The organism is Paenibacillus monticola (assembly GCF_009664975.1).
Taxonomy (GTDB): Bacteria; Bacillota; Bacilli; order Paenibacillales; family Paenibacillaceae; genus Paenibacillus_AQ; species Paenibacillus_AQ monticola.
In genome coordinates this window covers 445,844-460,404 of record NZ_WJXB01000001.1, presented here as the reverse complement: position 1 = coordinate 460,404, position 14,561 = coordinate 445,844, and the positions used below count along the sequence as shown (strand labels likewise).

The 14,561-nt window shown below is 42.9% G+C and carries 13 protein-coding genes, 2 tRNA genes and 2 pseudogenes; 8 read left to right on the top strand and 9 right to left on the bottom strand.

Annotated elements, in window-relative coordinates:
* Positions 1-80: 80 nt before the first annotated feature.
* Entirely contained in the window at positions 81-272 is a 192-nt protein-coding gene (locus GJB61_RS02040) for a tyrosine-type recombinase/integrase (RefSeq protein ID WP_338115667.1), read from the top strand.
* Positions 273-1,692: 1,420 nt separating this feature from the next.
* Here GJB61_RS02040 and GJB61_RS02035 read toward each other — a convergent pair.
* The 6 genes and pseudogenes from GJB61_RS02035 to GJB61_RS02010 form a co-directional block, all read right to left on the bottom strand.
* Positions 1,693-2,489: pseudogene (locus GJB61_RS02035) on the bottom strand (MFS transporter); the annotation flags it as partial.
* Between the two features lie 284 nt (positions 2,490-2,773).
* Positions 2,774-3,013 (bottom strand): NifU family protein, encoded by a 240-nt coding sequence (locus tag GJB61_RS02030; protein WP_154116614.1) that lies wholly within the window; start codon positions 3,011-3,013, stop codon positions 2,774-2,776.
* A gap of 321 nt (positions 3,014-3,334) precedes the next feature.
* On the bottom strand, positions 3,335-4,732 hold the full coding sequence (sufB, locus tag GJB61_RS02025) for a Fe-S cluster assembly protein SufB (protein ID WP_154116612.1): 1,398 nt from the start codon (positions 4,730-4,732) through the stop codon (positions 3,335-3,337).
* Between the two features lie 53 nt (positions 4,733-4,785).
* Positions 4,786-6,093, bottom strand: coding sequence for a Fe-S cluster assembly protein SufD (sufD, locus tag GJB61_RS02020; protein ID WP_420819721.1), 1,308 nt, complete (start codon positions 6,091-6,093; stop codon positions 4,786-4,788).
* A 23-nt stretch (positions 6,094-6,116) separates the two neighbouring features.
* Positions 6,117-6,893, bottom strand: coding sequence for a Fe-S cluster assembly ATPase SufC (gene sufC, locus GJB61_RS02015; protein WP_154116610.1), 777 nt, complete (start codon positions 6,891-6,893; stop codon positions 6,117-6,119).
* On the bottom strand, positions 6,874-7,395 hold the full coding sequence (locus GJB61_RS02010; protein WP_154116608.1) for a MarR family transcriptional regulator: 522 nt from the start codon (positions 7,393-7,395) through the stop codon (positions 6,874-6,876). Before GJB61_RS02010 ends, sufC begins: the two co-directional genes overlap by 20 nt.
* Before the next feature lie 166 nt (positions 7,396-7,561).
* On the opposite strand from GJB61_RS02010, the gene GJB61_RS02005 reads away from it, so the two are divergent.
* The 7 genes and pseudogenes from GJB61_RS02005 (at position 7,562) to GJB61_RS01975 (ending at position 12,048) form a co-directional block, all read left to right on the top strand.
* On the top strand, positions 7,562-7,978 hold the full coding sequence (locus tag GJB61_RS02005) for a hypothetical protein (RefSeq protein ID WP_154116606.1): 417 nt from the start codon (positions 7,562-7,564) through the stop codon (positions 7,976-7,978).
* Entirely contained in the window at positions 7,966-8,415 is a 450-nt protein-coding gene (locus GJB61_RS02000) for a hypothetical protein (protein ID WP_154116604.1), read from the top strand. The genes GJB61_RS02005 and GJB61_RS02000 overlap by 13 nt, the downstream gene beginning before the upstream one ends.
* A 172-nt stretch (positions 8,416-8,587) precedes the next feature.
* On the top strand, positions 8,588-8,977 hold the full coding sequence (locus GJB61_RS32330; protein ID WP_338115666.1) for a sigma factor-like helix-turn-helix DNA-binding protein: 390 nt from the start codon (positions 8,588-8,590) through the stop codon (positions 8,975-8,977).
* Positions 8,978-9,058: 81 nt separating this feature from the next.
* Entirely contained in the window at positions 9,059-9,217 is a 159-nt protein-coding gene (locus GJB61_RS01990; RefSeq protein ID WP_229521411.1) for a helix-turn-helix domain-containing protein, read from the top strand.
* Between the two features lie 221 nt (positions 9,218-9,438).
* Positions 9,439-10,110: a FadR/GntR family transcriptional regulator gene (locus tag GJB61_RS01985; protein ID WP_154116602.1), complete on the top strand. Its 672-nt coding sequence runs from the start codon at positions 9,439-9,441 to the stop codon at positions 10,108-10,110.
* A gap of 268 nt (positions 10,111-10,378) precedes the next feature.
* Positions 10,379-10,672: pseudogene (locus GJB61_RS01980) on the top strand (ATP-binding cassette domain-containing protein); the annotation flags it as partial.
* A gap of 134 nt (positions 10,673-10,806) precedes the next feature.
* Positions 10,807-12,048: a CynX/NimT family MFS transporter gene (locus tag GJB61_RS01975; protein ID WP_154116600.1), complete on the top strand. Its 1,242-nt coding sequence runs from the start codon at positions 10,807-10,809 to the stop codon at positions 12,046-12,048.
* Positions 12,049-12,986: 938 nt separating this feature from the next.
* Here GJB61_RS01975 and GJB61_RS01970 read toward each other — a convergent pair.
* The 3 genes from GJB61_RS01970 to GJB61_RS01960 form a co-directional block, all read right to left on the bottom strand.
* Positions 12,987-13,069 (bottom strand) — tRNA-Leu (locus GJB61_RS01970).
* Between the two features lie 10 nt (positions 13,070-13,079).
* Positions 13,080-13,151, bottom strand: a tRNA-Glu gene (locus GJB61_RS01965).
* Positions 13,152-13,323: 172 nt separating this feature from the next.
* Entirely contained in the window at positions 13,324-14,517 is a 1,194-nt protein-coding gene (locus tag GJB61_RS01960; protein ID WP_154116598.1) for an ABC transporter substrate-binding protein, read from the bottom strand.
* Between the last annotated feature and the right edge of the window lie 44 nt (positions 14,518-14,561).

Below are 14,561 nucleotides of genomic sequence, written 5' to 3'. Positions count from 1 at the left end.
CCGGGTTTGGAAAAGCTATTTATCACACACAACCAAGTAAATGGTGGAAAAACTTCGTAGAATAGCATGGATTTAAGTACATTCGTTTTCATGACCTAAGACACAGTTGTGCGACAATTTTATTGGAGGATGATGTATCTATGAAAGCTATTCAAGAGCGCTTAGGGCATTCAAAACAACAAGTCACCGCAGATCTTTATACTCATGTTTCAAAATCACTAAGCCGAGAAACTGCGAATAAATTCAACAAATTGAACCCAAATTTAAAATAGAGCTATTCCCTCAACCCCCTGGTAGTAACTACTCTGTAATATTCTTTGCCTCCTCAATCGGAGTCTAGTAGTGGTTTTAAGTACTACTGATCTTACAATATAATAGGGTTGACAAGAGAGTCTGTCGACTATGCTTCAATTTGCCTATATGGAAGAATTTTTGGATATTGATAATGAAGAAGAATATACCCTCTCGGAGATAGGTAAAGAGGTACTGATTTTCTCAGTACCTCTTTCATATAAAAAGCCTTTACGCTACTATCCGTTGTTCTTATTTCATATCCCCTGATTTCATCACCTTGCTATTAAGCAAGCGATATTATATTTCTCTCAATCCAATTGACAAAGACTTCTCTTATAAGCAGCATTTTTGCTGTTAAGTAATCGTTTCGGGCATCGACAAAATCATTGCTCAGTGATTGATTCAATAGGACGGTGTTTTCAAGAAATCTAAACTCGCCAGAATGAAAGTGTCCTGACCTGACAGTTCCGTAAAGATACTTCATGTAGTTCCTATCATATCTTTTTCATCGCTTGAATAAGCCTTGCAAACTCAAAAAAACTTATTCATATCGCCCTTTACATCTTTATAGTCTATTATCTCTTCCATTTTAAGCAGCACTTCAAGAGTAGAAATTAAGTAATATACTGACGTATTTAGCTCATTACTGCATACAGTTAGTGCCTTGTTATACATTTTGCAAGCATTGCTAATCATGTCTTTAACTTAGCTTACAGCGCAGTTTCATCATTTTTAAATGTACATGCGCTTTTTATCAACGTTATGATGAGTTTGAATAACTCATGGTCGAGTATTGAGACTAACTCTTGTGATAAAATTCAGTGGCAAGTAAACTTCGACTTGTGTATGCTCCAATAAAATTGATTTTAAAAAAGCACTCTATACATCGAATTAAATTCGATTTCAAAAGGCTTCTTAAATAACTATTAATCCCAAGCTTCTGTTAGATTCAATTGTCTATTACAGATATCGCACTGTACAAAAATAACCAAGCCAAGACTAGTGGGAGTGAATATATAGGAGAACTTTGCTCCTGTTACATCAACCGCCTTGCATGAATCACATTCCTTTATCTTCTTTTCCATCTCATTAGTAATTTCAAACAGCATCCAATCTCTCCCCATAATTCCCTTCATCACTTGGAGAAATAACATTTACCTTTGGAATTTGGACTATCAAACCTCTACGAAATTACCAAATGGATCACAGATCTTTTGATCCTCCACAATTATTAAAGCGTGCTCATCGAATATCGAAAAAGAAAAAAAACGCAATTAATTCATTTTTAAAGTTTCTTTCGTACCTGCAGCTACTAAGAAACCCTCTTCAACTACGAGTCCTGCTACAACGACTAAACCTAAGGCTACCAGTAAACCTAAGGCTACAAAAGAATCAATTCAACGATCGTTGGCTAAACATGCGGCCAGCAACTACGGGCACAATAAAGGTAAATGGAAGAAGAGATAGTTGCATGATCAAGAGATACCATCCTGATTGGCTTGAGTCAATTCCCTGCTCATCTAAAATTTCAGGTAACCATGCGATCAGCACATAGAATATCATGGATTGAATGCCCATAAACGCCAAGCAAGCGATGAACGCCAAACATTCACATCTCTCTTAGCCGTTTGCTGACCAGAATTGGTTGTTTGCTTCGTTTGATTTCTTAACTGCGGTAACCAACAGAGGATGGAAACAAAGCATAGGATCCCCCAAATCCCCAACGCCCCTTGCCATTTAAATCCTGCTTCAACTGCTAATGGTACACTGATTCCTGAAGTGATTGCTCCACATAAGTTCATTGAAATAGAATATACACCTGTCATGGTGCCTACTTTATTTGGGAAATCACGTTTGATTATGCTTGGTAATAATACATCACAAACTGCAATTGCAAATCCAAGTATTGCTGTCCCAATATATAGATCTGCTGCCCCTGATAAAGAACGTATTACAAGGCCAACGATTAATAATATGAGGGCAATCAAAATGATGAGTTCTACTCCAAAACTCCTCCCCAGTTTAGGAACAAGAGGCGATAATAAGTCAAAAAACAAGCAATGGTACCGTCGTAATCAAGCCTGCCAGAGTATTTGAAATATGAATGTCATCCGTATAAGACTAACTAAAGAACCGACTGAGGTTAAAGGTGCACGTAAATTAGCTGCAATGACAATAATACCTAAAATTATCAGTCATGCAGTAGCTGCTTGTTTTTTCTTTCTTTATTTGATTCGGCATTTTTTCCTCCTAAAATCATTCGTACTTTTTGATTCCTGTTATTGCTCATCGGCTTTCCACGATAAAATTCTGCGGATGTCATCCTCATGATGAAGAACGGTATGTTTATTGAAAAAGGAACCCATGAAGAGTTCCTTTCCAACACCTTCTATGCGGGTTTTTGTATAACAGCCTCTTTGCTAATTCTATAGATCGTTATCTTAAGAATGTTTTTAAATTCGTTTCTGTTAAAAAGAATTTAGAATACTTGTACAACTTCTTTAATATCATCGATTTCCTCAAGAATTGCGCGCTCAATAGCAGCCTTTAACGTAATCGTAGCACTTGGGCAACCGTTGCAAGCTCCCAAAAATCTTAATTTGGCTATCCCGTTCTCAACCTCGACCAGTTCAGCATCTCCACCGTCACGCAATAAGAAAGGACGTAGTTTGAGAAGCACTTCCGATACTTCACCGAATAAAATTCCATCATTTTCCATTATTTCAGCTCCTCTCATTGTTTTACCAACAGTCAATTTAAGCCTTTTTTCACCCTAGATAGTCTGAGTGATCCTTTGCTTTTTGCCTAAGACTGGCCTCTTGATCCGAAAGTTCCCTTATAAGCGTATAAATAGAGTCTAAAGGTATCATCACACCACAACTTGCGCTCAATCCTGACAGCATATTGAAGTAGAACTGAAGTTTCCGTATCTCTCGGGTAATTTGAGCTAGTTCTGAATTGTCCGAATTATTTTTCTTCATTACCAACACCTCGTACTTCTTTAAAGAGTGATAAAAGTTTGATCTTTTAAATTAATGAATCAACCGATGCTGCCTTCCATCTCAAATTGAATCAGCCGATTCATTTCAACGGCATATTCCATCGGCAATTCTTTGGTAAACGGCTCAATAAAGCCCATTACAATCATTTGTGTGGCATCTTGTTCTGTAAGCCCGCGGCTCCTTAAGTAAAACAATTGTTCCTCGGACACTTTGGATACTGTTGCCTCGTGCTCCAAAGTAATCTGATCGTTTTTAATTTCATTGTACGGAATAGTATCTGATGATGACAGGTTGTCCAAAATCAACGTATCACACTTAATATTGGACTTGGATCCTGCGGAATCGCGGCTGAAGCTTGACAATCCCCGATAGTTTACTTTGCCGCCCTGCTTGCTGATGGATTTGGATATAATCGTAGATGTTGTCTCGGGAGCTAGGTGAATTACCTTCGCGCCGGCATCTTGATGCTGACCTTTACCGGCTACGGCAATAGACAGGATGGACCCCTTGGCTCCCCGTCCTTTCAATATTACAGCCGGATACTTCATGGTTACCTTGGAGCCGATGTTGCCGTCCACCCATTCCATTGTGGCATTTTCCTCTACCACAGCCCTTTGGGTTACCAGGTTGTAGATATTAGGAGCCCAATTCTGGATTGTCGTGTAACGGACACGGGAATCTTTCTGGCAAATAATTTCAATAACTCCGCTATGCAGAGAACTGGTACTATAAATAGGTGCTGTACATCCTTCAACATAATGGACAAAGCTGCCCTCTTCGGCAATAATTAATGTCCGCTCGAATTGGCCCATATTTTCAGAATTAATACGGAAATACCCTTGTATTGGAACCTCACATTGAACGCCCCTCGGAATGTATACAAAGCTGCCGCCTGACCAAACCGCACTGTTAAGCGCCGCAAATTTATTGTCGGCGGGAGGGATGATCGTTCCAAAATATTGCTTAAACACTTCGGGGTATTGCTTTAATGCAGTATCCGTATCAAGGAAAATAACGCCCTGGTCCTCCAGTTCTTTCCGCATACTGTGATAGATTACTTCCGACTCGTATTGAACGGATACGCCCGCCAGGAACTTTTGCTCCGCTTCAGGAATCCCCAGCTTGTCAAAGGTTGCTTTGATCTCGGAAGGAACCTCCTCCCAGGTCTTTCCCTGTTTTTCAGAAGGGCGAACGTAATATTGGATGTCATCAAGATTTAGCCCGGCCAAATCCGCTCCCCATTGAGGCATCGGCATTTTGTAGAATTGATCCAAAGCTTTCAGCCGAAAATCGAGCATCCACTCCGGCTCTTCCTTGATTCGGGAAATTTCCCGGACGATATCTTCAGTCAGACCTTTTCCAGATTGAAAAATAGACTGGTGCTCGTCGCGAAACCCATATTTATATTCGCCCATATCCGGCGCTTTTTTAGCCATTAGTATCACTCCTTTTAACCTTCATAAGACTCACTTTGATTGGCTCTGATTCCCTATGATCTGCCAAGCTTTTTCTCCACTACATCCTGCAGGTGGCTGCGCACTCCCTCCAGCGGGATCTCCGAAATGACAGGAGCGAGGAATCCGAAAATAACAAGATATTCGGCTTCACTCCGTGATATCCCGCGCGACATTAGATAATAGATTTGTTCCGCATTTACTTGCCCCACGGATGCAGCATGACCGGCGGTTACATCATCCTCATCTATCAGCAGGATCGGATTGGCATCGCCGCGCGCTTTAGGACTTAACATAAGCACACGTTCTGTTTGCTGACCATCACAATGGGTTGCACCTTTTTCAATTTTTGTAATCCCGTTGATAATGGCTGTAGCTTCTTCACGCATTACTGCGCGTGTGATCATTTGGCTCACCGAGCTTCTGCCAAAATGCTGGGCTTGCGTAGTACAACTCAATTTCTGGTCCCCAGAGCCAATCGCAATCACCTTAGCGTCAGAGATGGACCCGTTGCCCTGGAGTAATGTCTTGGTATCACTGGCGGTATAGCCATTATTCATCTCGCCGACAATCCATTCTACACCTCCATCCGCAAGCACAACCGCACGCCGCTGGGTGAAGTCCGTTGTTGCTGTAGCAAGCTGATGAACAGAAGCGACCTGCACCTTGGAACCTACACCTACAAATACCTCTACCACACCGTTATGTAAAACCTTGATATCATCTCTGCTCGATATACAATGATCCACATAGCTGATCTTGCTGTTGCTCCCTGCCACAATTAAGATGTGTGGAGCAAAACGCACACCGCTTGTATCGTTAAGAAAGATCGCTTGAATGGGCGCTTCAACCTCTACACCGTCCGGGACATATAGAAAAACGCCACCACTCCATAAGGCACTGTGTGCAGCAGATAAACTATGCTCTTCCGGCTTCACTGCCTGAAAGAGATAACGTTTAACCAACTCCTCATGCTCTTTTGCCGCAGTATGCAGGTCCGTTAAAATTACTCCTTGGACGGCTAAGCTCTCGGACAATTTCGTATACACTACATCCGAATTGAACTGAACGATTAGTCCGCCTTTCACTGGAGAAGCAACCAAACCTCGAACAACCTCCGGCGCATCTTCCAAACCTGACCACGCATTCTCAGCTTTGTAATCTCCACTTTCGTAGATATCCCATTTTTCAAGCTTGATTTTCTCCACTTTAGGCAACTCCAGCGTCCCTGCCAGTTCGAGTGCGTGAACGCGGCGTTCAATCAGCCAACGAGGTTCATCCTTAGCGCTTGACCATGCGCGTAAATCGTCCACATTCATTGAAACTCTAGCTTGTATATCCACGTGCTGTTCCTCCTCTCCGGCTCTTAAACTTCCCTTACCGTCTCATCAGTAATCCCAAGCTCCTCCTTCACCCAATCGTACCCTTCAGCCTCCAAACGGTGGGCAAGCTCCGGACCGCCAGATTTAACTATCCGGCCTTGCATCATGACATGCACAAAATCCGGGGTAATATAATTCAACAGTCGTTGATAATGGGTGATGATTAAAAAGCCTCTATCCGGGCTACGCATCTCATTTACACCATTAGCCACAATACGCAGTGCATCAATATCAAGCCCGGAATCCACTTCATCCAGGATCACAAACTTGGGTTCAAGTAGAATCATTTGCAAAATCTCATTCCGCTTTTTTTCACCGCCGGAGAATCCCTCATTCAAATAACGATGCGCAAATTCCGGGTTCATCTCCAGCCCCTTCATTTTGCTCTCCATTTCACGGATAAAACGGATTAAGGATATCTCATCGCCTTCTTCACGCCGTGCATTGATGGCACTTCTGAGAAAGTCCGAGTTGGTCACGCCGGCAATTTCACTTGGGTATTGCATAGCGAGGAACAAGCCTGCCTGGGCACGCTCATCCACCTCCATCTCCAGAAGGTCTTCATTGTCCAATGTCACCTTGCCGCCAGTAACCTCATATTTTGGATGGCCCATTAAAGCTGAAGCCAACGTACTTTTTCCCGTCCCATTAGGCCCCATAATCGCATGAATCTCTCCGCCATGAATCTCCAGTGTGACCCCTTTTAAAATTTCTTTCCCTTCAATCTTGGATCTTAATTCCTCAATCTTTAATGTCGTCATTTATCGTAAACTTCCCTTCGGAGTATTCTTCGGCACGCACCACCAAATCACTCATAAATTTTCCAATAGTCTGCAGCTCAGCTTCTGAGTAGGATTCAATGAATTGGTAAAACCTTCTTTCTTTTTCTTTGTGCAGCTCTTTATGCAAATGATAAACGTGTCTTCCCTTATCCGTTAAACTAAAGTAAATCTCCTTACGATTGTTGTTCAGTTGACTTCTCATAATGAAGCCCATTTCCAGCAGCTTTGAACTAATATTAGTAATGCTAGCTTTGGACAACCCCATCTTCTCCACAATCCCGGTATGATTTATCGGTTCATAATCACCAATGCAATCAATAACGTGTACACTAGTAATATTGTTGGAGAGCATGTCAATCTGGTACTTTCTGGCCTGTTGCCGAAACGAGTTAAATTCTTGTTCAGTATATAGCTCATTCAGATGCAACATTCTCATATATTGCTCGTAAAGATGACCTTTAAAATGATTTTGAAACTCCAATTGCGCAATCTCCCCTCTCTTGTAGTAGTTGCAGACCAAGTTCAGTGTCAGCAATAGATTGTTTTTCTTTTTTGTTCACCTATGAACAAAATTATATTAACATAATTGATAATGATAATCAATATCAATTATGTTCGGTGTGACGCAATTTTAGAGGCGCTTTTCATTGGTTCGTTGTCAGTTATCATCGGCCTCATGCTGCGTTCCGACCAGTTGGGTCTCATCTCCATTATCCGGGATTTATCCGTTTCGCTCCTCCGCCTGGTCGCTAGACGCCCTTCGCACCATCTGGCTTTTGGTTGTGCGAGCTCACGCGCTTCTGTTGTACCGTAACGGCAAGGTGGTCTTGGTGGGTGACGGCTGCATGCAAGGCAAGGAAGCCAAACGAATGCCCGGAGTCAAGAAGGTCCATCAGGAATTGGAGAATTCCGCCAATGGAGCGTATTTCTTCGGACACTGTTTCGGCGCCATCCGCCTTCTGTTGGGCACGTCCCAGAAATGGTTCTGTCTACCCCTGATCGACCCAGCTTTACGGCGGTTGAACAATGGAACCAATCCGGCAGCACCCGGATGGATCTGGTAACCAAATCCAAGTCCAATACCGTTGCCTATGAACGTCCTGGTACACCTGCCACAGGCCGGGGTTGCCACCGGAAAAGAGGGGGACAAAGGAGTGCTGGCCGAGCTGTTTCAAAGCCGCACCGCCGTGCTTCAATACGCTACGCTACCGTGAGCATGTGTGGCAAAGAAGAAGCGGTCAGTTACCTGTGTTTGGATTTGCTATGGGGCCAAAGATTATACCAAGAACAGCGGTTTGTGCTGGTGAAGCTGAACGGGCAATGCTCTATTCTAGCTAGCATCGATCTGACCCTGGAGGCGACCGAGATCATCGAACTTTACACCGCCCGGTTCAAAATCAAATGCACCTTCCGGGCGCTTAAGCAGTCCATCGGCGGATTCAGCTACCACTTTTGTAGCAAATCCATGCCGAAGCTCAACCGGTATTTGAAAAAGGGATAGGGACATCCGCCTGACTGTGAAAGCGATTGAAGGAACTTTTCACTGTTCAGTAATTCATCAAATATTTTTTGAGAATTATCGAAAATAGTAGTATGCCCTCCATTTTTCATGATGGAAGGTTTCCTTTTTTGACTCTGTTTCCCATTTAGGTACAGAGAGGAGATGGAAACTTATTACATCGGGAGTTGATGTTAATGATTTACTTGAAAGAGCATTCAGCAGTTATGTTAAAGCATGTCTCTGGCACGCTCAAAAGGATTATTTTGAGAAACAGAGGCGTGATTCAGCTTATGATGTTCCTTCGGATGCTGTCACTTTCGAGATCGATATCAACTTTTTAGTTCGTCACCACAACATACCGCAGCCTCAAAACGTTCTTGTTCTTTCTCAAATTTCTGAAATATCGTATCTAACGTCAAAAGAACAAAGGCTTTTGTACCTTAAGTATTTCGAAGATAAAACAGACAAGGAAATTGCTCAACTTTTAGGAACCAGCAGACAAACTGTTTCCAAAATGAAATCAAACGTTCTGGTGAAGCTTAAAAGCATCATGGAGAAGTAAGGCTCGTTTGCTTATCGCAGTCCTCCCGCTTTATCATACAGCGCTGATATTTTGCAATTGGATGATAAAAGGAGGATAAACATGAATAGTACTTCTACTCTGCTCCATTTAGCGCAGAATGGTGACAAAGAGGCAGAAGCCACGTTGATCACTCGTTATGAGCCAGTTATTAATAAATATGCCAAACGAAATGGAAGTATGGATGAGGATTTCCTTTATCCTGGCAGTTCGTCGCTTTGATCTTAGTCGTTATGAATAAAAATGGACAGGCCATGTGGAGTAAGCTTCACATGGCCTGTCCATTTTTATTCACATACTATAATTTTATCTACCTTTCAATTGGATTCCCTGAAAAAACTTGATGATAATCATTATCAATTTCATCTTTCCAAGTCAAAGTCAATCTGATATAATAACACCAAAATACCAAACATCCTACGTTTCGCAAAGGAGTGATGCTGTTGTTAACTCAAACTCAACGTTTAACATTGGTGGAACAGGTGGCCTACCAGATCCAGGGGAAGATCGAAAATAGCGAATGGCAAATAGGGATGCGTATTCCTCCAGAGCCCGAGCTAATGGAACAGCTTCAAGTCAGCCGTAATACCTTGAGGGAAGCCATTCGGGCTTTAACGTATGCGGGTCTGCTGAAGACCAGACAAGGGGATGGAACTTATGTCTGCTCCTCAAGTGTTTTGGGGTCAGTAATTAAAAAAGTGATTCAGCATACCGATAAGCTTGAGAGTCTGGAGGTCCGATATGCATTGGAAAGAGAGGCTGCTGCCCTGGCTACGTTCAGGAGAAGCGAAGAAGATTTGGAGGCGATTCGGGCATGCTTGGACCAGTGCAGACAAGCAGCCAGCCAGCAGGATCTCAAAGCTTATGCTCACTGGGATGTCGAGTTTCACAAAATGGTGATTGCTGCTTCACATAACCAATTGATGGCGAATTTGTACAACCATATTTCCGAGGCGCTGCAAAACATGGTTTTGGAAACGAAGGACTTCAAAAATGCAGCTTTTTATCACGACTCTCATGACCTGCTTTATCAAGCCATTGCCAATCAGGATTGCCATCAAGCCGAGGAGGCTGTTCGTTTATACATTGAAAAGGCCCGTGCTAAACTGTGCTAAATGAAGCATTCAAATGCACGGACACGACTAGTCCCAAGAATAACAGGATTGGAGCTTATCAACATGCTGTGACGTTATTTTCTCCTATTACCGGTCATACAAAAAGCTATTTTTATTGGACTTCATCTGTGCGGTGATTGCAGACCTGCTCGAATTAGGTTTTCCCATTGCAGTAAATCAATTCGTAGACAAGCTTCTGTCCGAAAAAAAATGGTCCCACGTTTTTGGGGCTTCTATGGTGTTTCTGGGCATCTATGTATTGAATACCCCTGAAGGGTTGGATTCAGTGATCGGAGAACGTGGGGTAGATTGTCCGGGGGACAAAAACAGCGACTGGCTATTTACGGATGTTCCTCAAGAATTCGCCAATCCTGATCCTGGACGAGACCACCTCTGCACTGGATACCGAAACGGAAACTTCAATTCAGCATTCTCTTGCAGAGCTTTCAGCGAGAAGAACAAATTTGATGATTGCTCCCCGTCTGGCAACCATAAAGAGAGCAGATCAAATTGTAGTCGTACCGCATATAGCATTGAAGAACAAGGAAAACACGAAGCATAGCTTGCCGCTGTTGGACATTACAGTCGTTTTATCACCCACAGTTTGGTGATGTACAATACATTCCCTCTTAAGGGTACTTCCTCCACATGGATGAAATTGACGATTAATTAACTTAAAACGTAGGAGGAACCCTTATGAGTTCACCAGATCAATTGTTAAAAAAACAGGATGAAATATCCAGTACCGGCATTCGCAAGCAAGCGACACTCTGGTTCATGATCGTAGGAATTATTTTTATCGCAGCGAATTTGCGTGCTCCCCTCACATCGGTGGGACCATTAGTCAGTCTTATTCGAGAGAACGTGCATATTTCGAATACCTTAGCAGGCCTGATTACCACAGTTCCACTGATTGCATTTGCATTGTTATCACCTTTTGTACCAAAATTAGGACGTAAATATGGTGTAGAACGTATTATCCTGATTTCCCTTATTTTTTTGGTCATCGGTATTGCTGTTCGCTCGTTATTCGGAGCGGTGACCTTGTATGTTGGAACCGCAGTTCTGGGGTTTGCTATTACCATATGTAATGTATTACTACCCAGCCTGATTAAACGGGAATTTCCGCAGCAAATGGGTACTATGACAGGGGTTTATTCTGTTTCCATGAATCTATGCGGGGCGATTGCTTCCGGTATTAGTGTTCCCTTAGCTGTGGGGGCAGGCTTGAACTGGCAAGGTGCTTTGGGAGTATGGGGGATACTTAGCGTCATCTCCATTCTCTTTTGGGTACCGCAACTCAAGGCTCCAGCGAAACCAGCCACTGTTGCCAGCAGCGCAGGGGACAACCATCAGGTCAATATATGGCGCTCTCCGTTGGCTTGGCAGGTGACTCTTTTTATGGGAATACAATCGGCCATTTTTTATGTGCTGGTGGCATGGCTGCCTGAAATACTAAAAGATCAAGGCATCAGTTCAAGTCAATCCGGCTGGTTTCTCTCGGTTCTGATTATGGCTTCGCTCCCCTTTGCATTTATCGTTCCTGTTATGGCTGGTCGCATGTCTAACCAACGGTTGTTAGTGGTTGTTACAACAATTCTACTTTTGATCGGAACACTTGGACTTTTCTATAGCAGTATCCATCTGGTTCTGTTTTGGGTTATTATTCTTGGTTTTGGAGCGGGCTTTGCCTTTGGCTTGTCCATGATGTTTTTCGGCTTGCGTACCCAAAGTGCCCATCAGGCGGCTGAATTATCGGGCATGGCCCAATCCATCGGATATCTACTAGCAGCAATTGGCCCAGCGCTGATTGGATACTTGCATGATGCCAGTCATAGTTGGAGCGTTCCACTCCTGATATTGGTTGGCGCTTCTGCTCTACTTGGTATCATTGGTCTGGGTGCGGCTAGAAATCAATTTGTTGGTTCTGCGAAGTAAGTCCATGATATAAAGGACTTAAACACAAGATTCACATTCATCCTAACATGAAAGACAAGTATACAGGCACGCACTTTGGTGTGCTTGTGCTGCGCCAGCTTCGAGCCAAGTAAGAAGGCTTCGCTGCCTCCCATCACTTGCAGAAAGCGAGCTCAGACAAATTAGAGAGCATTGCTAACCAATATACGAATTGCATCCAAGCTCCATGCTTCGCTTGGATGCAATGGCCATCAGATGCTCGCCGATCAAATCGAGCTCCTTGCGCTCGCTTGGGACACTCTCAATAAGATGTACCCAAACAGAGGATGTTGTTCCAAAAAATTTTGTATTAATCAACTTGTGAAAATACATGAAATGAGAAGAGGACTAGTTGAATATGAAGATCGTACACTTCTTTATATGTCATCTCAATACTCCTTTAATAATATTCCCCCTCTCATCTGACTCACCTTAAAAAACAATAGTAACTATCCGCTGATAAGTCACTTTTTATACTTTCTATTGTTCACGGAATCAAAATACACTACCTCGTCTGCTGATCATTTTTTCATCCTCAACCTTTGATCCCTAATAACCAAGGAACCGGTAGAACCACACCTTTATCAAGTGAACCCCATCAAGAACACTCGTTCGATTTTTTCATTATATCCATTGCTAAAAAAATAAACCGACTAACTTCAGTCGATTTTAATAAGTTTTTATTACGTATAACATTCACTCACTGCGCTGTTATAGCATCGAACTTTGCTTTGACCGTTGATTGCTGATGATCCACGAGCAATTGTGACAATGCCCATCGGTCCATGTCGCCTTCAATAAACTTCCGTCAACAATTCGTCAACAAAGTCATAACAACATCGTTGGTGTCAGTTTGCTGGAAATAAAGAAAAAAGCAAAAAACCCTTGATTAATCAAGGGTTTCAGCTAACTAATTGTAATGCGGTAGAGAGGACTCGAACCTCCACGGGCATACGCCCACTACCCCCTCAAGATAGCGTGTCTGCCATTCCACCACTACCGCATATGAGAGATGACCCGTATGGGATTCGAACCCATGTTACCTCCGTGAAAGGGAGGTGTCTTAACCCCTTGACCAACGGGCCATAATATAAAATGTTCTTTTCACAACAAAAATGAGTATATCAAACTTCAGTATGTTTGACAAGCATTTTTTATTAATATTCCCCAGCGTTACAAGATGATTTTAGGGAGCCTATAAATAGGCTCCCTAAAATACAGTTCTAATAGAAGACATTAGAGTAAAGAAAGATCTGCTTACGGATTAACTTTAGCTTCGAAGGCTTGTTTACCATCCACAAACTTCAGAACTACAGCCGCTTTAACTGGGTCATGCGTTTCGTTCATAGTAATTTTACCAGTTGCCAATTGTAGATCTTTCGTAGCAGCCAACGCGTCTCTCAGCTTCGTAGGATCGGTGGAATCAGCGCGTGTGATACCATCAACTACTAGCTTCACAGCATCATAACCAAGTGCAGCCATACCATCCGGTACGAGGTCGCCATTGGCAGCCTTGAATGCGTCAACGAACGATTTAACTTCAGGTGCACTATCTTCTGGAGAATAGTGATTGGACATGAACGTATTATTGAGCGCATCTGCTCCGGCAATTTCAGCCAGCTGCGGAGAATCCCAACCATCGCCACCCATAAATGGAACGGTAATGCCCATTTCACGTGCTTGCTTCAGAATCTTACCGACCTCTTCATAATAACCAGGAAGGTAAATAACATCTGGGTTCGATTCTTTAATACGAGTCAATACGGCTTTAAAGTCAGAATCCTTTTGTTGATAAGACTCTTCACTTAAGATCGTGCCGCCATTCTTCAAGAATGTTTCTTTAAAGAAGGTTTGCAAGCCTTTAGAATAGTCACTTGATGTATCAGTGTAGATTACAGCCGTTTTAGCTTTAAGTGTATCTGTAGCATAGTTAGCCATTACTTGTCCTTGGAACGGATCGATGAAAGAAGCGCGGAATACCCATTCATTCAATTTGCCTGTACGTTCGTCAACAGTTACTTTTGGATTAGTAGCCGAAGAACTGACCAACGGAATACCCTTTTCTTCTGCAACGGGTACAATTCCGAGTGTATTCGTGGATGTAGTCGATCCGATGATGGCTACAACTTTATTGGTTGTAATCAGCTTTTGCGCTGCACGTGTCGCTTCTTCTGACTTGGAAGCATTATCTGCTTCAATCAGTTCGATCTGCTTGCCGAGTACTCCACCTGCGTCATTAATTTCTTTAACCGCAAGTTTGGCCCCTTTAAGTGCGGAGTCGCCGAAAGAAGCTTGACCGCCTGAAAGCTCAACATCCATCCCAATCTTGATTGTCTCTGCAGTGGAATTTCCACCGTTTGCAGCCTTGTTGTTATCTGTGTTGTTGCCACAGCCTGCTACCAAAGCGGCAGTCAGCACCGTTGTCAAGATAATGGCCCCGATTTTCTTCATTCTCTTCCAGCCTCCTAAGATAATATATTTATATGATGATTCTG

Coding starts and splice junctions, on each gene's coding strand:
- GJB61_RS02030 (WP_154116614.1), bottom strand. CDS start 3,013: ATGGAAAATGATGGAATTTTATTCGGTGAAGTATCGGAAGTGCTTCTC.
- sufB (WP_154116612.1), bottom strand. CDS start 4,732: ATGGCTAAAAAAGCGCCGGATATGGGCGAATATAAATATGGGTTTCGC.
- sufC (WP_154116610.1), bottom strand. CDS start 6,893: ATGACGACATTAAAGATTGAGGAATTAAGATCCAAGATTGAAGGGAAA.
- GJB61_RS02000 (WP_154116604.1), top strand. CDS start 7,966: ATGGATCTGGTAACCAAATCCAAGTCCAATACCGTTGCCTATGAACGT.
- GJB61_RS01990 (WP_229521411.1), top strand. CDS start 9,059: ATGAATAGTACTTCTACTCTGCTCCATTTAGCGCAGAATGGTGACAAA.
- GJB61_RS01975 (WP_154116600.1), top strand. CDS start 10,807: ATGAGTTCACCAGATCAATTGTTAAAAAAACAGGATGAAATATCCAGT.
- GJB61_RS01960 (WP_154116598.1), bottom strand. CDS start 14,517: ATGAAGAAAATCGGGGCCATTATCTTGACAACGGTGCTGACTGCCGCT.